The organism is Nocardia sp. NPDC127606 (assembly GCF_042671725.1).
GTDB lineage: Bacteria > Actinomycetota > Actinomycetes > Mycobacteriales > Mycobacteriaceae > Nocardia.
In genome coordinates, this window is the sequence record NZ_JBHXWQ010000006.1 from 254,762 (window position 1) to 274,870 (window position 20,109).

General features: G+C 67.6%; 21 protein-coding genes. 16 read left to right on the forward strand and 5 right to left on the reverse strand.

Annotated elements, in window-relative coordinates; genetic code table 11:
• The first annotated feature begins 35 nt into the window (after positions 1-35).
• The 5 genes from ACFVJ5_RS25710 (at position 36) to ACFVJ5_RS25730 (ending at position 6,064) form a co-directional block, all read left to right on the forward strand.
• Positions 36-1,631 carry an ABC transporter substrate-binding protein gene (locus ACFVJ5_RS25710; RefSeq protein WP_379223764.1) on the forward strand — a complete coding sequence of 532 codons (1,596 nt, stop codon included), beginning with the start codon at positions 36-38 and terminating at the stop codon, positions 1,629-1,631.
• A 6-nt stretch (positions 1,632-1,637) separates the two neighbouring features.
• On the forward strand, positions 1,638-2,642 hold the full coding sequence (locus ACFVJ5_RS25715) for an ABC transporter permease (protein ID WP_379223766.1): 1,005 nt from the start codon (positions 1,638-1,640) through the stop codon (positions 2,640-2,642).
• On the forward strand, positions 2,639-3,505 hold the full coding sequence (locus ACFVJ5_RS25720; RefSeq protein ID WP_379223768.1) for an ABC transporter permease: 867 nt from the start codon (positions 2,639-2,641) through the stop codon (positions 3,503-3,505). Before ACFVJ5_RS25715 ends, ACFVJ5_RS25720 begins: the two co-directional genes overlap by 4 nt.
• Complete coding sequence (locus ACFVJ5_RS25725) at positions 3,502-5,208, forward strand: dipeptide ABC transporter ATP-binding protein (RefSeq protein WP_379223769.1); 1,707 nt, start codon at positions 3,502-3,504, stop codon at positions 5,206-5,208. The genes ACFVJ5_RS25720 and ACFVJ5_RS25725 overlap by 4 nt, the downstream gene beginning before the upstream one ends.
• A gap of 70 nt (positions 5,209-5,278) precedes the next feature.
• Complete coding sequence (locus ACFVJ5_RS25730; protein ID WP_379223770.1) at positions 5,279-6,064, forward strand: helix-turn-helix domain-containing protein; 786 nt, start codon at positions 5,279-5,281, stop codon at positions 6,062-6,064.
• A gap of 111 nt (positions 6,065-6,175) precedes the next feature.
• Here the strand turns inward: ACFVJ5_RS25730 and ACFVJ5_RS25735 are convergent, their stop codons facing one another.
• Entirely contained in the window at positions 6,176-6,796 is a 621-nt protein-coding gene (locus ACFVJ5_RS25735) for an alpha/beta fold hydrolase (RefSeq protein WP_379223771.1), read from the reverse strand.
• Positions 6,797-6,957: 161 nt separating this feature from the next.
• Here ACFVJ5_RS25735 and ACFVJ5_RS25740 point away from each other — a divergent pair, with 161 nt between their 5' ends.
• From ACFVJ5_RS25740 to ACFVJ5_RS25775, 8 genes are all read left to right on the forward strand, one after another.
• Positions 6,958-8,160, forward strand: coding sequence for a transcriptional regulator (locus tag ACFVJ5_RS25740; RefSeq protein ID WP_379223773.1), 1,203 nt, complete (start codon positions 6,958-6,960; stop codon positions 8,158-8,160).
• Between the two features lie 87 nt (positions 8,161-8,247).
• Positions 8,248-9,765 (forward strand): aldehyde dehydrogenase, encoded by a 1,518-nt coding sequence (gene adh / locus ACFVJ5_RS25745; protein ID WP_379223775.1) that lies wholly within the window; start codon positions 8,248-8,250, stop codon positions 9,763-9,765.
• Positions 9,765-10,145 (forward strand): DUF779 domain-containing protein, encoded by a 381-nt coding sequence (locus ACFVJ5_RS25750; RefSeq protein ID WP_358064324.1) that lies wholly within the window; start codon positions 9,765-9,767, stop codon positions 10,143-10,145. The genes adh and ACFVJ5_RS25750 overlap by 1 nt, the downstream gene beginning before the upstream one ends.
• Positions 10,146-10,293: 148 nt before the next feature.
• On the forward strand, positions 10,294-11,736 hold the full coding sequence (gene eat / locus ACFVJ5_RS25755; RefSeq protein WP_379223777.1) for an ethanolamine permease: 1,443 nt from the start codon (positions 10,294-10,296) through the stop codon (positions 11,734-11,736).
• A 50-nt stretch (positions 11,737-11,786) separates the two neighbouring features.
• Positions 11,787-13,199: an ethanolamine ammonia-lyase subunit EutB gene (locus ACFVJ5_RS25760; protein ID WP_379223779.1), complete on the forward strand. Its 1,413-nt coding sequence runs from the start codon at positions 11,787-11,789 to the stop codon at positions 13,197-13,199.
• A 59-nt stretch (positions 13,200-13,258) separates the two neighbouring features.
• Positions 13,259-14,095, forward strand: a complete 837-nt coding sequence (gene eutC / locus ACFVJ5_RS25765; protein ID WP_379223780.1) for an ethanolamine ammonia-lyase subunit EutC — start codon at positions 13,259-13,261, stop codon at positions 14,093-14,095.
• Positions 14,096-14,170: 75 nt separating this feature from the next.
• Positions 14,171-14,569 (forward strand): NUDIX domain-containing protein, encoded by a 399-nt coding sequence (locus tag ACFVJ5_RS25770; RefSeq protein WP_056816067.1) that lies wholly within the window; start codon positions 14,171-14,173, stop codon positions 14,567-14,569.
• A 41-nt stretch (positions 14,570-14,610) separates the two neighbouring features.
• Entirely contained in the window at positions 14,611-14,835 is a 225-nt protein-coding gene (locus tag ACFVJ5_RS25775) for a hypothetical protein (protein ID WP_379223782.1), read from the forward strand.
• On the opposite strand, the gene ACFVJ5_RS25780 is transcribed toward ACFVJ5_RS25775, so the two are convergent.
• Complete coding sequence (locus ACFVJ5_RS25780) at positions 14,832-15,077, reverse strand: hypothetical protein (RefSeq protein ID WP_379223784.1); 246 nt, start codon at positions 15,075-15,077, stop codon at positions 14,832-14,834. The two genes, ACFVJ5_RS25775 and ACFVJ5_RS25780, sit on opposite strands and share 4 nt — an antisense overlap.
• The gene (gene mca / locus ACFVJ5_RS25785; RefSeq protein ID WP_379223786.1) at positions 15,077-15,943 is read right to left on the reverse strand and encodes a mycothiol conjugate amidase Mca; all 867 of its coding nucleotides are present in this window, start codon (positions 15,941-15,943) and stop codon (positions 15,077-15,079) included. The genes ACFVJ5_RS25780 and mca overlap by 1 nt, the downstream gene beginning before the upstream one ends.
• A 120-nt stretch (positions 15,944-16,063) precedes the next feature.
• Here mca and ACFVJ5_RS25790 point away from each other — a divergent pair, with 120 nt between their 5' ends.
• Together ACFVJ5_RS25790 and greA are read left to right on the forward strand one after the other, a co-directional pair.
• The gene (locus ACFVJ5_RS25790) at positions 16,064-16,525 is read left to right on the forward strand and encodes a DUF4307 domain-containing protein (RefSeq protein ID WP_379223788.1); all 462 of its coding nucleotides are present in this window, start codon (positions 16,064-16,066) and stop codon (positions 16,523-16,525) included.
• A gap of 258 nt (positions 16,526-16,783) precedes the next feature.
• Entirely contained in the window at positions 16,784-17,275 is a 492-nt protein-coding gene (gene greA, locus ACFVJ5_RS25795; RefSeq protein WP_056813695.1) for a transcription elongation factor GreA, read from the forward strand.
• 91 nt (positions 17,276-17,366) lie between these two features.
• Here greA and ACFVJ5_RS25800 read toward each other — a convergent pair whose 3' ends face one another.
• A complete protein-coding gene (locus tag ACFVJ5_RS25800; RefSeq protein WP_379223790.1) occupies positions 17,367-18,509 on the reverse strand; it encodes a cystathionine gamma-synthase in 1,143 nt (380 codons plus the stop codon).
• A 100-nt stretch (positions 18,510-18,609) separates the two neighbouring features.
• Here ACFVJ5_RS25800 and ACFVJ5_RS25805 point away from each other — a divergent pair, with 100 nt between their 5' ends.
• Positions 18,610-19,791: an acyl-CoA dehydrogenase family protein gene (locus ACFVJ5_RS25805; protein ID WP_379223792.1), complete on the forward strand. Its 1,182-nt coding sequence runs from the start codon at positions 18,610-18,612 to the stop codon at positions 19,789-19,791.
• A gap of 1 nt (position 19,792) precedes the next feature.
• Here the strand turns inward: ACFVJ5_RS25805 and ACFVJ5_RS25810 are convergent, their stop codons facing one another.
• Positions 19,793-20,074: a hypothetical protein gene (locus ACFVJ5_RS25810; protein ID WP_379223794.1), complete on the reverse strand. Its 282-nt coding sequence runs from the start codon at positions 20,072-20,074 to the stop codon at positions 19,793-19,795.
• Between the last annotated feature and the right edge of the window lie 35 nt (positions 20,075-20,109).

Sequence of the window (20,109 nt, forward strand, 5' to 3'; positions counted from 1 at the left end):
ATCGGCGACTACTTGCCACAGCTCTGGTATCGGCGGTGGCCGTGCTGGCGACCGCGTGTGGTGGAACGGACACCGCGGCACGCGAATCGGCGCAACCGGTCAACGGCGGCTCGTTGACGTGGGGGGTGGAGACCGAGCCGACCACGTTGAACCCGCACCTCAACGGCCAGAGCAATACGCACCTGATGTTGCGCAACGTCTTCGAGTCGCTACTCGCGCGCACGACCGAGGGCGGTTTCGTCTCGTGGCTGGCCACCGGCCACGAGATCTCGCCCGACGGGCTCACCTACACCTTCCCCCTGCGCGAAGGGGTGAAGTTCACCGACGGCAATCCGCTCACCGCGACCGCCGTGGCCCGCAACTTCACCACGATGCAGGACGTGTCCTATTCCGGCGGCTGGTCCGCCGGGCCGCTGTCACACCTGGCCGCTGTCACCGCCCGCGACGAGCGCACCGTGGTGTTCACCCTGAAGGACCCGTACGCGCCGTTCCTCGACTTCGCCGCCGGTTTCCCCATCATCTCCTCGGCCGCGTGGGACAAGCCGCAGCTCAAGGCCGGTGGGCCGGAGATCGCGGGTACCGGTCCGTTCATCCTCGACCGCTACGTGAAAGGTCAGGAACTGCACTTCCGCAAGAACCCCGACTACAACTGGGCGCCGCAGAGCGCGAAGCATCAGGGTCCGGCCTACCTCGACGAGGTGACCTACCGTTTCCTGCCCGAGTCGTCGGTGCGCACCGGCGCGCTCACCTCCGGTCAGGTCGACCTCATCGAAGGCGTCTCCGGCAACGACGCCTCACTGTTCCGGGACAACCCCGATTTCACCTATACGACCGGGCTGAACAACGGCAGCCCGTACACGCTGTACTGGAACGCGACCTACGGCCCTGCCACCGATGTCCGAGTCCGCAAGGCGCTCAACAACTCCGTCGACGTGAACGCGGTGCTGCAGTCGATCTATCGCGGCGAGCGCACCCGCGGCTGGGGTATCGCCTCCAGCGTCGACACCCTGTTCTACGACAAGAGCGTCGAGGGCACCTACGGCGCCGACAAGGCTGCCTCGAACCGGCTGCTCGACGAAGCCGGATGGACGGCAAAGGATTCCGAAGGGTTCCGGACCAAGGACGGCCAGCGGCTGACCGTCGAACTGGTGCAGGCCCAGTCGACCGTGCGCGATCAGCGCGAGGTGCTGTTGCAGGCGGTGCAGGCGCAGGCCAAGCAGAACGCGGGCATCGATCTGAAGTTGTCCTACGTCGACCTCGGCACCTACAGCGAGCTCCGAAAGAAGAACGCCTTCGGGTCGATCGCCAACTCCGACACCATCACCGGCGGTATCGACATCGAGAACCACTGGTATCCGCCGACGCCGCTGGGCACGCTGAACTACAGCCGCGCCACCGATCCCGAACTGTCCACCTGGCTGCGGGCCGCCGCCTCGACCACCGACTCCGCCGAGCGGGCCGAGCAGTACGCGCAATTGCAGCGGTTCGCCATCGTCGACAAGGCCTACGGGCTGCCGCTCTACATTCCCGAGAACCAGATCGCGACAGGAGCCCACGTGTACGGCGCGGGATACCGTCCGTACAAGCAGCTCGCGGAGAACGCGTACGACATCTGGGTCGATCGTGGATAGCCACCGATGACGACGGAAGTGATCGCACCGGAGGTCGTGACCTCCCCGGTGGACAGCGATGCTCGCGTCGGCGCAGCCAAACGGATCGCGCTGCGGGTGATCACGGGTATCGGCGTGCTGTGGGGCGCGACCACGCTGTCGTTCCTCGGTGTGCGGCTGGCGCCGGGCGACACGGTCGACGTGTTGCTCGGCGAACAGCAGCGCACCCCGGAGGTCGAGGCGGCCATCCGCGCCGAGTGGGGACTCGACAGTCCGGCCGTTGTCCAGTACGCCCGCTACCTGTGGAATGTGGCGCACGGGGATTTCGGGCGTTCCTATGTGCTGCAGCGGCCGGTGTCGGAAGTCATCGGCTCGCAGGCCGGTCCCACGTTGGCACTGACCGGGGCCGCGTTGCTGGTGGCGCTGGTGTTCGCGATCGTCGTCGCGACGAGCACGGCGCAGCGGCGGCGATCACGCGCCATCGCGAATGCGGTGGAACTGGCTCTTGTTTCGACGCCCTCCTTCTGGCTCGGCATCGTGTTGCTGTCGGTGTTCAGTTTCCAGCTCAAGATTTTTCCGGTGGCGGCGAGCAAGGGGCTGTCGGCCTTGGTTCTGCCCGCACTCGCGCTCGGTCTGTCGCTCGGCGCGGTGATCTCCCAGGTCCTGCGCGACGGGCTGGAGCGGGCGCTCGACGAACCGTTCGCGGTGACGGTGCGGTCGTGGTCGGTGAGCGAGAACGCGTTGCGACTGCGGCACGGTCTACGGCACGCCGCCCTGCCCGCGGTGACTTTGACCGGCTGGCTGGTCGGCGGCCTGCTCGGCGGGGCGGTGATCATCGAGGAGGTCTTCGGCCGGCCCGGACTGGGGCGAGTGACCGTCGAAGCTGTTCTCGCACAGGATCTTCCCGTCGTACTGGCCGTAGCGATCCTCTCGGCCTTCGTCTACGTCGTGATCAGCACACTGGTCGATCTGCTCTACCTGTGGCTCGATCCGCGACTGCGCCGCGACTCACGCGATGGAGGGAAACGATGACTGTCACCGCGACGCCGCGCGCGGCCGGTCGACTCGGTCTACGCGCACAGGGTTTCGCTGTAGCGCCGGGCGTAGCGGTGGCAGCCCTGACGGTGGGGCTGGTCGCGATCGCGGTGGTAGCCCCGGCCCTGCTGACCGGTGCAGACCCACTCGCAGCCGATCCCCTTGCCGCCCAACTGCCGCCGAGTGCGCAGCATTGGTTCGGCACCGATCACCTGGGCCGCGACGTTCTCACCCGGGTCATCCACGGTGCGCGCTACTCGCTGCTCATCGGCATCACCGCTGTCGCGATCGCGGTGGTGGCGGGCACGGCGCTGGGCCTGCTGTCCGGGTTGGCGCGCGGACCACTCGACGAGTTGATCACCCGGTTCCTCGATGTGGTCTCATCGTTTCCCGACCTGTTGCTCGCCCTGGTCCTGATCTCGTTCACCGGCCCCGGCACCACGAACCTGATCTTCGCGCTCGGCATCGCCTCGATCCCCCGGTTCGCCCGGGTGGTGCGCGCGCAGACCCTCGTCGTGCAGGAGTCCGGGTATGTCGAACAGGCAAGAACTTTCGGGCTCACCAGAGCGACGCTGGTGCGGCGACACGTCCTGCCGCACGCGGTCGCGCAGGTCCCGATCCTGGCCACCATCGGCCTCGGCACCGCGATCCTCGGCGCGGCCGGTCTGAGCTTTCTGGGGATGGGTCCGCAACCGCCGGAACCGGAATGGGGCGCGATGCTCGCCGAGGGACGCAACTATCTGCGCAATGCCTGGTGGATCGCGGTGCTGCCCGGCGTGGCGGTGACCGCCACGGTCATCGCGGTGAGCTCGCTCGGTCGGCACTGGCAGCGGCACTACGACGGGAGGCCAACGATATGAGTCTGATCGCGGTCGAGAATCTGCGAGTCGGGTTCGCCGGCAAGGAGGTGGTGCACGGCATCGATCTGCGGATCGAGCCGGGCGAGGCCGTCGCCCTCGTCGGTGAATCCGGGTCGGGCAAATCGGTGACGGCGCGCGCGATGGTCGGCCTGGCCGGAACGGGCGCCGGGGTGCGCGCCGACCGTCTCGAACTCTTCGGGCAGGACGCGCGCGGTCATCGCGATCGGCAGTGGCGCCGAATCCGGGGCAGCGACATCGGATTCGTACTCCAGGACGCGTTGGTCTCCCTCGATCCGCTGTACTCGATCGGTAGCCAACTCGCCGAAGCGCAACGCGCGCTGACCGACCTGCGCGGGCAGGCGCTCACCGCCCGCAGTGTGCGACTGCTCACCGATGTCGGCGTCCCCGAACCCGAACTGCGACTGCGTCAGTATCCCCACGAGCTGTCCGGTGGGTTGCGTCAGCGCGTGTTGATCGCGACGGCACTCGCCGGCGATCCTCGACTCATCGTCGCCGACGAGCCGACCACCGCACTCGACGTGACTGTCCAGCAACAGATTCTGGAACTCCTTCGCGCCCGCAAGGCCGACGGCACGGCACTGCTGCTGATCAGCCACGACCTGGCGGTGGTCGCCGAGGTGGCCGACCGGGTGCTGGTCATGCGTGACGGGGAGGTCGTCGAGGAGGGCAGCACGCGCGACGTGCTGACCCGTCCGGCGCACCCGTACACGAAGAAGCTGCTCGCGGCCGTGCCGTCCGCCGCCTCGCGCGGTTCGAAGTTGTCGGTCTCCGACCAGCTCGCCGAACCACGGCAACCCACCGATCCGCCGAATTCATCGCCGGCGCCGGCATCGTCGCGATCGGAGTCGCCGGTCCGCGCCGAACTCCGCGAGCTGCTGCCGCCGCGCTCGGTGGACAACACCCGGGTCGTGCTCTCGGTCCGCAACCTGCGCAAGACCTACGGCTCCGGATCAGCCGCCCGCACCGTGGTGGACAACGTCGACTTCGACCTGTTCGGCGGCGAAACTCTGGGCATCGTCGGCGAATCGGGTTCGGGCAAGACCACGACGGCCCGTCTCGCACTGGGACTCATCGCACCGTCGTCCGGGCGGGTGGTCGTCGATGGCGAACCGTGGAGTGAGCTCTCCGCCAAGGCATTACGCCCGCTTCGCGGCGCGGCGCAACTGATCGCCCAGGACCCCCTCAGCTCCTTCGACCCCCGCTACACCGTGGAGCGCGTCATCGGCGAAAGCCTCGACACCATCGGTCTCCGCGGCACAGCGCGCACCCAGCGGGTCCGCGAAATCCTCGACGCGGTCGGCCTCGCCCGCGACCTACTCCCCCGCCACCCCCGCACCCTCTCCGGCGGCCAACGCCAACGGGTAGCCATCGCCCGCGCTCTCGCCCCCAACCCCGCCCTCCTGGTCGCCGACGAGCCGCTGTCCGCCCTCGACGTCTCCGTTCAAGCTCAGATCCTCGACCTCCTCGCCGGGCTCCAGTCCGAGTTCGGCACCGCCCTTCTGCTCATCTCCCACGACCTCGGCGTCGTGCACCACCTCGCCGACCGCGTCCTCGTCATGAAAGACGGCAGGATCGTCGAATCCGGCGAAGCGGATTCCGTCCTGCGCTCACCCCAGCACGAATACACTCGCCAACTCGTCGCCTCGGTCCCCCGCCTCCCCGAAGCCGCCGATCGCCGATGACCACCACAGAGACGCCGACCCGAATCACCGGTCGCGGCACACCCGGCGACACGTCGATACCCTGGTACGAGTGAGCGTCGATACCCGTTCGAAGATCCGCGGTTCAGCGCGGATACCGACCGCGTGGGCACGGCCGGGCCACATCGGGTACATCGGGCCGGATCTGCGGCCCGATACGCACTCGCCGCCGGTCGCGATGCTCACCGTCGGCCTGGACGGACCGCTGATCGTGCACACCACCCGCGGTCTGATTCGCACGGGCAGTTCCTTCGCGCCTGCCCGCACCGCCCACCGCGTCGTTGCCACGCAGGGGTGGATCCTGGTGCTGTTCATCGACCCGTCGAGTGCACCCGCGACCATGATTGCCGACGAGATGACTTCTGCGGCAGGCACTTTCGGTCTAACCCACCGCCGCGAGCGCGAACTCGTCGAGCTGTGTGGCCAACCCGGCGTCGACCCGGATCTGCTCTACAACCGCGCCATCGCGGGCCCGACCCTCGGCACGGACGCACGCATCGCCAGACTCGCCGCCGCGATCCGCGACCAGCCCGCCAACGCGCTGCGTGCCGACCAGATCGCCGCGAACCTCGGCCTGTCCACCGGCCATTTCCTGCACCTGTTCACCCAGCACTGCGGCACCACGTTCCGCGGCTATCAACGCTGGAACCGCATGGTCACCGCAATCGCCAACGCCGTCAACGGCCACGACCTCACCCGCTCCGCCATCGACGCGGGCTTCGCCACCCCCTCCCATTTCAGCGAATCCTTCCGCGCCATGATCGGCCTCCCCGCCACCACGATGCTCGGAGCCGGCATCCACTTCGACCTCGGCACCAGGGCCGTCCAGCGCGGGTGAGCAGCTCGTCGGCCACCCACCCACGCCGTTCAGCGGACGAGAACTCTCGTTGCACCAGCTCGCGCGCATCGTGGCCTTGCCACTGCTCGCGCTGCTCACCTCTCTCCGCGATCAGAGCAGGAAGCGGGCCAATTCCGCGGGCCTGGACATCATGACCATGTGCCCGCCATCCATTTCGACCGGCTCGATCCCCAGCCGGGAGGCTACGAGTTCGCGCATGAAGTCGGCGGGGAAGAATCGGTCGTCGCGCAGCAAGATGAACCGGGTCGGCACCTCGGGCCGAGATGCCAGCGGCCATGGGGACGCCATCGGGGTATCGGTCTGGCCGCGCTCGTATTTCTCCGCCTCGGCCCGCTGCTCGGGGGTGAGCTGGTTGTAGAACACGTCGTCATCACCCGAGGTCGCGTGTCCGGTGTTGGCCCACCAGTCGCTTGGCGCCTCGCCAGGCGCCGGAATCATCGCCGATACCAACACCATTCGCTCCACCGGTACTCGATCGCATACGAGCGGCGCGGTGAACCCGCCGAACGAGTGCGCCACCACAACCACATCCCGTCGCCCGCCGATCGCCTCGACCACCGCGTCGGCGTATTCCGCCAACCCGGCGCTGTCGTCCTCGCTCGGCAGCGACACGGGCACCGCGTCATGGCCGAGCCCGCGCAACTCGTCGGCCACCTGCCCCCAGTAGCCGGCATCGCACCCCGCTCCCGGGATCAGCATGAATACGCTCATGCACCTTGATACCAAGGCCGATCCCGCCTGTCCCGTGAACCCGGCGTCGCGAGGTTGTCGTCGTGGTAGTTCGGCCTGACGAAACTGCTGCTCAGCGGGTGGCGCTGGGGCATGATGGAATGTGGAATCCTCGCCCAGTTCGTCTAGTAGGAAGACCCGAGATGGTGCAGCTCACGCTTTCCGCGCAGCGGGCTGCGCTGGAGCGGGAGTGGGCGATGTGGGTGCCGGGCGGGGTGGAGGTTTCGGGGGCGGGGGTGCGGACCGAGGTGGCGCAGTCTTGGACGCGGTCGTTGCGGACCGTGGATCCTGGGCGCGATCACGCGCCGGTCAGTGAGACCGATATCGGTCCCCGGTGGGCGGAGTCGCCGTTACGGGGGCCGGTGACCGAGCTGAAAGAGCAGTTGCACAGTGTCGCCGACGACGCGGGGTACGTCGCGGCGGTCACCGATGCTTCGGGGACGATTCTGTGGACTTATGGCGGGCCCGTCATGCGCAGGCGGGCCGAGCAGGTGAACTTCGCGCCGGGTGGCCGGTGGGACGAGGCGCACATGGGGACCAACGCACTGTCGTTGGCGTTGCGCACCGACCAACCGCACACCGTGTTCTCGGCCGAGCATCTCGTCGCGGCCCTGCACGGCTGGGTCTGTTATTGCGCGCCGATCCGCGCCGCCGACGGGACCCTGCTCGGCGTGCTGGACCTGTCGACCACCTGGAAGCGCTCGCATCCGCTGGCCATGGCCACCGTGCGCACCATGACCAGCGCCATCGAGTCGAAATTGCACGCCGCCGTACCCGCGCCCGCCGGGATGCGGCTGACCTGCCTCGGAACCGGCCGGTTGATGCGCGACGGTCAGCAGATCCGGCTGCGGCCACGCCACCTCGAGATCCTCACCCTGCTCGCCCTCGACGACGACGGCTACAGCCACGAACGACTGCACTACGCCGTCTACGGTGATCGCGCGGTCGGCGCCAGCACGCTCAAATCGGAGATGTCGTACCTGCGCCGTGCCACCGGCGGCGACATCACCAGCCGCGTCTACCGCTTCACCACTCCCCTGTCCTGCGACGCCCTCGACGTGCTGCACGCCATCGAGCGAGGCGATCTGGACACGGCGGTTCGCCTGTATCACGGTCCACTGCTTCCCGATTCGGATACACCGGGCATCAGCGAATGGCGCGACTACCTCGAAGTCGCCATGCGCAACGCGGTTCTGAACAGCCCCGACGCGAATCACGCACTGGCCTACGGCGATTCCGCCCCCGACGACATCGCCGTCCACGAACACGCCCTCGCCCTGCTCCCCGCCCGCGATGCCCGTCGCGCGGTCGCCACCGCACGCTTGCACAGCGCCCTTCGCGCCTGATCGGTCCGGCTTCAACGTTTCATCAACCCTGAACAGGGATAGTGATGGGCGTCACGATTCACCGGAATCAGCGAGGAGCCACCGCACATGATCTACGCCAAGCCGGGCACCGAGGGCAGCATCGTCAGCTACGCGCCGCGATACGACAATTTCATCGACGGCAAGTGGATTCCGCCGGTCGAAGGCCGCTATTTCGAGAACACCTCCCCGGTGGACGGGCAGCCGTTCTGCGAGATCGCCCGCTCGAGCGCCGCCGATGTGGAACTGGCGCTCGACGCCGCCCACCGCGCGGCCCCGGCCTGGGGTGAGACCTCGGCCGCCGAGCGCGCCAACATCCTCAACAAGATCGCCGACCGGATCGAGGCCAACCTCGAGGCCCTCGCCGTCGCCGAGACCTGGGACAACGGCAAGCCGGTCCGCGAAACCCTGGCCGCCGACCTCCCCCTGGCGGTCGATCACTTCCGCTACTTCGCCGGAGTGCTGCGCGCGCAGGAAGGCGGCATCAGCGAGGTCGACAAGGACACCATCGCCTATCACTTCCACGAGCCGCTCGGCGTTGTCGCACAGATCATTCCGTGGAACTTCCCGATCCTGATGGCCACCTGGAAGCTGGCGCCCGCACTGGCCGCCGGCAACGCGGTGGTGCTCAAGCCCGCCGAGCAGACCCCGGCCTCGATCATGAAGGTCGTCGAACTCGTCGCGGATCTGCTGCCGCCGGGGGTTCTCAACGTGGTCAACGGTTTCGGCGTCGAAGCGGGCAAGCCGCTCGCCTCCAGCCCGCGCGTGGCGAAGGTCGCGTTCACCGGTGAGACCACCACCGGCCGGCTGATCATGCAGTACGCCAGCGAGAACATCATTCCGGTCACCCTCGAACTGGGCGGCAAGAGCCCCAACATCTTCCTGCCCGATGTGATGGCCGCCGATGACGACTACCTGGACAAGGCGATCGAGGGCTTCGTCATGTTCGCCCTCAACCAGGGCGAGGTGTGCACCTGTCCGTCGCGCGCGCTGATCGCCTCGTCGATCTACGACGAGTTCATGGCCCGCTGCATCGAACGCACCAAGGCCATCATCAGCGGCAACCCGCTCGACGAGGCGACCATGATCGGCGCCCAGGCCAGCAACGATCAGTTCGAGAAGATCCTGTCCTACATCGACATCGGCAAGAAGGAAGGCGCCGAGGTACTCACCGGCGGCGCGGTGCGCAGCGTCGACGGGCTGGCCGACGGCTTCTACATCGAGCCGACGATCTTCAAGGGCAGCAACGACATGCGTGTGTTCCAGGAGGAGATCTTCGGGCCCGTCGTCGCGGTCACCACCTTCGACTCCACCGAGGAGGCGCTGTCGATCGCCAACGACACCCTCTACGGTCTCGGCGCCGGCGTGTGGACGCGCGATATGAACACCGCCTACCGCCTCGGCCGCGGCATCAAGGCGGGCCGGGTCTGGACCAACTGCTACCACGCCTACCCCGCGCACGCGGCGTTCGGCGGCTACAAGAAGTCCGGCATCGGGCGCGAGAACCACAAGATGATGCTCGATCACTACCAGCAGACCAAGAACATCCTGGTCAGCTACTCGGCGACGAAGCTCGGCTTCTTCTGATGGTGCAGCGCGTCGACCTCACCGAACAGGCGGCGGCGCTGCTGCGGGACTTGACCGGGCAACACGGCCCGGTCATGTTCCACCAGTCCGGCGGGTGCTGCGATGGCAGCTCGCCGATGTGTTACCCGCGTGGGGAATTCCGGGTGGGCGGTTCGGACGTGCTGCTCGGGTACCTGCCCGGCGACACACCGTTCTGGATGAGCGCCGACCAGTTCGAGTACTGGAAACACACCCATCTCACCGTCGACGTGGTGCCGGGACGCGGCGGCGGGTTCTCGCTCGAAGCTCCCGAAGGCGTGCGGTTCCTGATCCGCTCACGCCTGTTCACCGACGAGGAAGCGGCCGCGCTCGAAACGGCGCCGCCGCCGATAACCGGGTGATCTGAAACACCCGTAATCAGATTGTTTTCGCAGGTCAGCGGTGCTCGATACGCACCGCTGACCTGACGGATCCACGGCCGTAACAGTCGTCAACCATTCTTCAACCCTCGACGATCACCGTTGCCGGGCGAACGCGCTTTGCTTGTTGATGAGGAGCTCCCACGTGAGTACAGAAATCAGCCCCGCCACCGGCGAGGGCTCACCGGTCGACGACTATCTCGCCAAACGCACCCTGCGCAAGGGCTCGGCGGGCTGGGTGCTGCTCGCGGGGCTCGGCGTGAGCTACGTGATCTCCGGCGACTTCTCCGGCTGGAACTTCGGCCTCGCCGAGGGCGGCTTCGGCGGACTGCTGATCGCCACGATCGTCATCGCCGCGATGTATCTGGCGATGGTGCTCGGCATGGCCGAACTGTCCTCGGCGCTGCCCGCGGCGGGCGGCGGCTATACCTTCGCCCGGCGCGCGCTCGGACCGTGGGGCGGATTCGCCACCGGCACAGCGATTCTCATCGAATACGCGATCGCGCCCGCGGCCATCGCCACCTTCATCGGCGCCTATGTGGAATCGCTGAACCTGTTCGGGATCACCGACGGGTGGTGGGTGTATCTGGCGGTCTACGCCCTGTTCATCGGCATCCATCTGGCCGGTGCGGGCGAGGCGCTCAAGGCGATGTTCGTGATCACCGCGATCGCGCTGGTGGGTCTGGCGATCTTCGCGTTCGCGGCCGTCGGCAAGTTCGACGCGGCCAACCTCACCAACATCGCGGCCGATCCCGAGGCCACCGGATCGTCGTCGTTCCTGCCCTTCGGATACCTGGGCATCTGGGCCGCCATCCCGTTCGCGATCTGGTTCTTCCTCGCCGTCGAAGGCGTACCGCTGGCCGCCGAGGAAGCCAGCGAACCGGAGAAGAACGTGCCCAAGGGCATCATCGTCGCGATGCTGCTGCTGTGCGTCACCGGCGCGGTGGTGCTGTTCCTGGTGACCGGCGCGCTCGGCGCCCAGAGCGCATCGTCCTCGGGCAACCCCCTGGTGGAGGCGCTGGGCGACAGCTCGGCGGCCAAGGTGGTGAACTACATCGGCCTGGCCGGTCTGGTCGCCAGCTTCTTCTCGATCATCTACGCCTACTCCCGCCAGACCTTCGCGCTCTCGCGCGCCGGCTACCTGCCCACGGTCCTGTCGGTGACCAACTCCCGCAAGGCCCCGATGCTGGCACTGATCGTGCCCGGCATCATCGGCTTCGCCCTCTCGCTCACCGGCAAGGGCGCGATGCTGCTGAACATGGCGGTGTTCGGCGCGGCCGTGAGCTATGTGCTGATGATGGTGAGCCACATCGTGCTGCGCAGGCGCGAACCGAACATGCCGCGCCCGTACCGCACCCCCGGCGGCATCGCCACCACGGGGTTCGCGCTGGTCATCGCCGCCGCGTCGGTGGCGGCGACCTTCCTGGTCGACCCGACGGCCGCCCTGTGGACCCTCGGTGTGTTCGTCGCCTTCATGGCCTACTTCGGGCTCTACAGTCGCAAACACCTGGTCGCCAAGTCGCCGGATGAGGAGTTCGCGGCGATCGCCGAAGCGGAATCCGAGCTGGAATAACACGACGCCGCCGGGATCCGGTGGCCGACAAATCTTTTCGAAAGGACCCGATGACCGTGTACCGCAGCACAATCGGCGTCACGACCTACACCTTCGACGGTCTGATCGAGCTGATGGCCAAGGCCACGCCCCTGCGCAGCGGCGACGAACTCGCCGGCTGCGCGGCCGCCACCGACGCCGAACGTGCCGCGGCGCAGTGGGCCTTGGCCGAGGTGCCGCTGACGACGTTCCTGAACGACGTCCTGGTGCCGTACGAAACCGACGAGGTCACCCGGCTGATCATCGACAGTCACGACCGGGTGGCCTTCGGGCCGATCGCGCACCTGACGGTCGGCGGGCTGCGGGACTGGTTGCTCGCCGTCGCCGCCACCGAGGATTCGGCGGCGACCCTGGCCGCGGTGTCGCCGGGCCTGACGCCGGAGATGGTGGCCGCGGTCAGCAAGATCATGCGCAATCAGGACCTGATCGCGGTGGCCAAGGCGGCCGAGGTGACCGCGGGATTCCGCACCACCATCGGCCTGCCCGGCCGGTTGAGCACGCGGCTGCAACCCAATCATCCGACCGACGATCCGCGCGGGATCGCCGCCGCCACGTTGGACGGGCTGCTGCTCGGCTGCGGCGACGCGGTGATCGGGATCAACCCGGCCACCGATTCGCCGCAGGCCACTGCGGATCTGCTGCACCTGCTCGACGACGTGCGGTTGCGCTTCGACATCCCGACGCAGTCGTGCGTCCTCTCCCATGTCACCACGACCATCGGGTTGATCGAGGCCGGTGCGCCGGTGGACCTGGTGTTCCAGTCCGTCGCGGGTACCGAGGGCGCGAATACCGGTTTCGGCGTGAACATCTCGCTGTTGCGGGAGGGGAACGAGGCGGGGCGATCGCTACGGCGCGGCACCGTCGGCGACAACGTGATGTACCTCGAAACCGGCCAGGGGTCGGCGCTGAGCGCGAATGCCCATCTCGGCGTAGGCGATCGGCCGGTGGACCAGCAGACCCTGGAAGCGCGCGCCTACGCCGTGGCTCGGGATCTGCGACCGCTCCTGGTGAACACGGTCGTCGGCTTCATCGGACCCGAGTACCTCTACGACGGCAAGCAGATCATCCGCGCCGGACTCGAAGACCACTTCTGCGGCAAGCTGCTCGGCCTGCCGATGGGCGTGGATGTCTGCTACACCAACCACGCCGAGGCCGATCAGGACGACATGGATACCCTGCTCACCCTGCTCGGCGCGGCCGGTTGCGCGTTCGTCATCGCGGTGCCCGGCGCCGACGACGTGATGCTCGGCTACCAGAGTTTGTCGTTCCACGATGCCCTGTATGCCCGCCAGGTCCTGAACCTGCGGCCCGCACCGGAATTCGAGGCCTGGCTGTCGGGCCTCGGCATGCTCGACGCGAACGGCCGTGTGCGCCAGGTGGAACCGCTGTCCTCACCCCTGCGAGCGCTGACAGCCACTCGATGAGCGCACCGCGTCAGCCGGACGAGCCGCTCACGAACATCGACGCAGAAACGGAACCGCCTGTGACCCCACCTGTTCCGGCCCCACCGGTCGCCGCAGCGCACGAGACGCAATCGCCTGTCGCCGAAGACTTCTGGCGAGATCTGCGGGGCAGTACGCAAGCCAGAATCGGGCTCGGCCGCACGGGCGACGCGTTGCCGACGACCGACGTCCTCGCCCTGCGCGCCGCACACGCCGCAGCACGGGACGCCGTGCACCTTCCTCTCGATGTCGCGGCGTTCACCGAACACATCGCCGCACTCGGCCTCGGCACTCCGGTCACCGTAGCCAGCAGGGCGGCCGATCGCGCCGAGTACCTGCGCCGCCCCGATCTCGGCCGAGTGCCCGACGATCTCACCCCCGTCACCGCTACCGGCGCAGACATCGGCTTCGTTCTCGCCGACGGGCTGTCTCCCTTGGCACTGTCCGAGCACGCCCCGGATCTGCTCGCCGCCCTGGCAACCGAACTCGGCGACCGCTACACCATGGCCCCACCGGTGATCGCCACCCAGGCCAGAGTGGCGCTGGGTGACCACATCGCCGCAGCCATGGGCGTGCGAACTGTTCTGGTCCTGATCGGCGAGCGCCCGGGCCTCTCGGTCGCCGACAGCCTCGGCATCTACCTGACCCACCTTCCGCGCCCCGGCCGCGCGGACGCCGAGCGCAACTGCGTCTCCAACATCCACCCACCAGACGGCCTCACCTACGCCGACGCCGCCCGCGTGGTGGCAGGTCTGGTCGCGGGGGCCCGCGCTCTCGGTCGCTCGGGAGTCGACCTCAAAGACACCTCGCGTACCGACTCGCTGGCCGCGGCCGAAACGCTGACCGTCGACGCGCCGTCGCAGGCGCCGTCTCGGTGAGCTGACCCAGACACCAGCGTGACGCGGAGCACGTTCGGCACGAGACGGGGCCGATCGCTCCTTAGAGTGATCCCCATGATCCGCACCGCCGCCCTCGCCCATGTCCGCGACCGCAGGCTGATTCAGACGCGTCCCGAAGGCAAGGATGTCTTCTACATGGCGGGCGGCAAGATCGACCCCGGCGAGACCCCTTTACAGGCGCTACATCGCGAGATCGAGGAAGAACTGGGCGTCGGCCTGGCCGGAGTCGCCGAGTTCGGCGTCTTCGAGGCCGAAGCCTTCGGGCACCGCCGCAACACCGGCCTGCACATGACCTGTTTCCGGGCCGAACTCACCGGAGAACCCTTCGCCACCGGCGAAATCGCCGAATTCCGCTACTTCACCGTGAGTGAATACGCCGCGATGGAGCACGTCGCGCCCGGTTCGATGATGGTGTTCCGGCGCCTGCACGAACTCGACCTCATCGACTGGTAGTTCGCGCACGGCGTCGATTGGGTATCGGCAGAAACGAACCTGTGAACAGTGACGATCCCATAGTCGTGAACCTGCCGATAACCACCGCGCCGATGACAGTGTCCGAACGCCGCGCCGCCCTACGTCAGCTCGTCGCGTTGTTCGGCCTGATGAACACGATGATCGAGTTGAGTGCCGGCGGCGCGCCGCGGTCGGTGGCCGAACACGCCGCCACCGCGCGCGACCTGGTCGGCGAACTCGTCGCCGACCTGGCCGCCGCGCGCTAGGAGCTCTGCTTCGGTTCGGATTCCTCGACGGCGATCACACCGGGCTCGGTGCCGTCGTCGGCCTTCTGATCCGGTTCCGGGTGCTCGGGTTCGAACGTTTCCGGCAGGCCCTTGAGGTGCTTGTTCATCGAGCGGACCAGCAGCACCGTGCCTGCCAGCAGGATCAGGATGACCAGCAGGCCGAGCGGGGAAGCCTTGCCGAATTCGGGGCCCGTCGGTTGCTGTGCGAGGTAGACCAACATCACCGGTCGTTGTCCTCGATGCCGGCGAACAGGTCGGTCTCCGGGATGGCGGTGGACACGCGCGTCTTGGCCAATTCGAACTCCTCGGTCGGCCAGAGCCGCTGCTGCATCTCCAACGGGATCGCGAAGAACGCGCCGTTGGGATCGATCTGGGTCGCGTGGGCGCGCAGGGCGTCGTCACGCTGGGGGAAGTATTTCGAGCATTCGATCTGGGTGGTGACGCGGCCCATGATGTCGCCACGCTCCGCCATGTACTGCTTCATCCGGTCCAGCCACTCCTGCAGCGGGAACGGTTCACCGATGCGCTCGTACTCCTCGGCGAAGGCTTCCAGGCGCTTCATGCTGAAGCCGTGGTCGTAGTAGAGCTTGAGCGGCGTCCACGGCTCGCCCGCCTCGGGGAACTTCGTGGGATCGCCCGCCGCCTCGTACGCGGCCATCGAGACCTCGTGGCAGCGGATGTGGTCCGGGTGCGGGTAGCCGCCGTTCTCGTCGTAGGTGGTGATCACCTGCGGCTTGAACTCGCGGATCACGCGCACCAGCGCCTCGGTGGATTCCTCCAGCGGCACCAGGGCGAAGCAGCCCTCCGGCAGCGGCGGCAGCGGGTCGCCCTCGGGCAGACCCGAGTCGACGAACCCCAGCCAGTGCTGGCGCACGCCGAGCGCGTGGGCGGCCGCGGCCATCTCCTCGCGCCGGACCTCGTTGATCCGGTCCAGCACACCGGGGGTGTCCATGGCCGGGTTCAGGATGCTGCCGCGCTCGCCGCCGGTCAACGTCACGACGAGCACCTCGACGCCCTCCGCGGCGTATCTGGCGGTCGTCGCGGCGCCCTTGCTCGATTCGTCGTCGGGGTGGGCGTGCACTGCCATGAGGCGAAGGCCACTCACTTCTCGTTCACCGTCGCTCTCGCTCGCGGGTGTCAGATGTCGTTACCTATAGTTCCATCCGACCCCCTGTTTGTTCCGACCACCCCCGGGAGCGCGAAACCGATGACCGAGCCCGCACCGGACTCCGCCGCGACCTCGGCCGCCGCAGCAGCGCGACACGCCGATCGATATGGCACGAAACCACCTGCGCGTCGCCTGTGGCTGATGGTTTTGCTCGGTGTCGGCGTGGTGGCGGTCGGCTTCGCGGTGGCCTATCTCGGCTTTCAAAAATATGGCCCGAAGGCGATCGAGACCGAGCAGCTGGGTTACGTGGTCGTCGACGACGCCACCCTGGACATGCGGATCAAGGTCACCCGCGACGACCCGCAGCAGGCCGTGGTCTGCTTCGTGCGGGCGATGGACCGCGACGGCACCGAGGTGGGCCGACGCGAAATACTCGTGCCGGGCTCGGACTCGACCAGCGTGCAGGTGAGCACTACGGTGAAGTCATCGACACGCGCTTCGGCGGGCGATATTTATGGTTGCAGCGACCAGATTCCTGGGTATCTACGCACCAGCGAATAGTGAGCCTGCACCGCGAATAGCCCGCGTGACTAGGCTGACCTGCATTTTTGTGAGACATGCTAAAATGGGCTGATACACGGTTCCGGGGTTCGGAGCCGTGTTTGCTGCATTGGCGGCCAGCGGTGCTGTTTGCGGGTATCGGGTTCACCCCCAGGATCGCTCCAGCCGTCGGGCTGGTGCATGCCCTCCTTCGGGAGGTTTCGCGCTGGTTTCAGGGAATCCCGGTGCGCCGGGAACAACTACTAGGGAGTGATCGAGATGACCGAGAATGTGACCTGGCTTACCCAGGAGTCGCACGACAGGCTCAAGGGCGAGTTGGACTCGCTCATTGCCAATCGTCCGGTCATTGCCGCCGAGATCAACGAGCGCCGCGAAGAGGGCGACCTCAAGGAAAACGGTGGCTACCACGCCGCGCGTGAAGAGCAGGGTCAGCAGGAGGCGCGCATCCGCCAGCTGCAGGAACTGCTGAACAACGCCAAGGTCGGCGTCGCCCCCACCAAATCCGGTGTGGCGCTGCCCGGCTCGGTCGTCACGGTCTACTACGACGGCGACGAGGGCGATACCGAGACCTTCCTGATCGCGACCCGCGAAGAGGGACTCGGCGCCACCGGCCTCGAGGCCTACTCGCCGAACTCGCCGCTGGGCGGCGCGCTGATCGACGCCAAGGTGGGCGAGACCCGCGAGTACACACTCCCCAACGGCAACACCATGAAGGTGACGCTCGTCAGCGCGGAGCCGTACCACAGCTGATCTCGCTGAACCCGTACGTCCAGAACCCGAACGCAAGCGGCCGCATCCGGATACCGGATGCGGCCGCTTCGTCATGTGTGTCGGGTCCTGCTCAGCTCAGCGCCTGTTCGACATCGGCGAGCAGATCGCTGATGTCCTCGATACCGACCGAGAGCCGGACCAGGTCGGCGGGCACTTCCAGCGCCGAACCCTCGGTGCTCGCGTGGGTCATGGCACCGGGGTGTTCGATGAGCGACTCGACACCGCCCAGCGATTCGGCCAGCGTGAAGATCTCCGTTCGCGAGCAGAACTTCAGCGCCGCTTCCCGGCCACCGGCCAGTCGCACCGAGATCATGCCGCCGCTGCGGCGCATCTGCTTCTGCGCGATCTCGTAGCCGGGGTGCGTGGGCAGACCGGGGTAGATGACCTGCGAGATGGCCGGGTGGTTGGTCAGGAACTCCGCGATGACCTCGGCGTTGTCGCAGTGCTTCTCCATGCGCACGGCCAGGGTCTTGATGCCGCGCATCGTGAGGAAGGCGTCGAACGGGCCGGGGACCGCGCCCGCGCCGTTCTGCAGGAACGCGAAGTCCTTGTCGAGGTCGGCGCTGTTGGTGATCAGCGCGCCGCCGACGACGTCGGAGTGTCCGCCGATGTACTTGGTGGTCGAGTGCAGCACCACGTCGGCGCCGAGCAGCAGCGGCTGCTGCAGGTACGGGGTGGCGAACGTGTTGTCCACGACCAGCTTCGCGTCGGCCTCGTGGGCGATATCGGCCAGCGCGGGGATGTCACCGATGCTCAGCAGCGGGTTGGTCGGCGTCTCGATCCACACCAGCTTGGTGTTGGGGCGGATGGCCGCGCGCACCGCGTCGAGGTCGGCGATGTGGGCGGGCGAGTGCTCGATGCCCCACTGGCTGAAGACCTTGTCGATGAGCCGGAAGGTGCCGCCGTAGGCGTCGTCGGGAATCACGATGTGATCGCCGGGGCGCAGCATCGCGCGCAGCGCACAGTCGGTGGCCGCCATACCCGAGGCGAAGGCGCGCCCGTAGCTGCCCGATTCGAGGGCCGCGAGGTTGGCTTCCAGTGCCGTGCGGGTGGGGTTGCCGGTGCGCGCGTACTCGTAGCCACCGCGCATGCCGCCGACGCCGTCCTGGGCGAAGGTCGAGCTCGCGTAGATGGGCACGTTGACCGCACCGGTCTGAGGATCGGGTTCGTATCCGGCGTGCACGGCCCTGGTGGAGAATCCCAGCTCACTCATATGACCCAGACTAGTTGGCCGGTTCGGGTCACTTCCGCAGGGGTTCTCGACATGGTCGAAGTGTCGGATTCGGTATCGGTACTGCGGTTAAGCTCACGCCATGGTCACCGTCGAAGAGTTGTTCGCCATTGATCCGTTGCTGTCGTCGGAGGAGCGCGAAATTCGCGACACGGTGGCGCGATTCGGGGAACGCAGGCTGCGACCGCACCTCGCCGACTGGTTCGAGGAGGGCACGTTCCCGGTCCGTGAGATCGCGCCGGAGCTGGGCAAGCTCGGGCTGCTCGGCATGCACCTGGACGGCTACGGCTGCGCGGGCGCCTCGGCCACCGCGTACGGCCTCGCCTGCCTGGAACTCGAAGCCGTCGACTCCGGCGTGCGCAGCATGGTGTCTGTGCAGGGCTCGCTGGCGATGGCGGCCATCCATTTCTTCGGTTCCGAGGAGCAGAAGCAGCAGTATCTGCCCGCGATGGCGGCCGGCGAGGTGATCGGGTGCTTCGGGCTCACCGAACCCGATTTCGGCTCCAACCCCGGAGGCATGCGCACGCGGGCACGCCGCGACGGTGACGACTGGATCCTGAACGGGTCGAAGATGTGGATCACCAACGGGTCGGTGGCCGATGTCGCCGTCGTCTGGGCGTACGCGGAGGAGCCCGGCGCGGACAAGCCGCGGGTGCGCGGCTTCCTGGTGCCCGCGGGCACACCGGGTTTCACCACTCGCGAGATCCATCGCAAGCTGTCGCTACGCGCATCGATCACCGCCGCACTGGATTTCGACGACGTGCGCCTGCCCGCCGATGCCGTGCTGCCCGAATCGCGGGGGCTCGGTTCGCCGCTGGCGTGCTTGAGCGAGGCGCGATTCGGCATCATCTTCGGTGCGCTCGGCGCCGCACGCGACTGCCTGAGCTCCGCGATCGACTATGCCCGTACCCGCGACGTGTTCGACAAGCCGCTCGCGGCCTACCAGCTCACCCAGGCGAAACTGGCCGACATGGCGCTCGAACTCGGCAAGGGGCAGTTGCTCGCGCTGCACCTGGGCCGGTTGAAGGATCGTCACGAGATCACCGGCGAGCAGATCAGCGCGGGCAAGTTGAACAGCACGCGTGAGGCCCTCGAGATCGCTCGCGAATGCCGGACCATCCTGGGCGCCAACGGCATCACCCTCGATTACCCGGTGCTGCGGCACGCCAACAACCTGGAATCCGTGCTGACCTACGAGGGCACCGCCGAGGTGCACCAGCTGGTCATCGGCAAGGCGCTCACCGACGCCAACGCGTTCCGGTAGCTCAGGTTCGGGCCGACAGGCTCGGCCTCGGCGCGGGCCTGATCATGCCCCCGGCGAAGGCCGCGGCGAGCATCACGATCACCACGGTGAACACGGTCAGCGCGATCGGCACGGTGATCGCTGTGGGAATGCCGAGCACGGTCAGCCCGGCCACACTGCCGCAACCCCAGAAGATCGCGGCGGCCAGACGACCGAGCAACGGCGCGTAGGGCGAGCGGCGCCAGGCGCCGGAGATCCTCGTCTGCGCCGAATACCCTGCGCTAGCAGCGATTACCGTGCTCATGCCGAACAGGTGAACGGCCGGGTCGGTGACCTGCA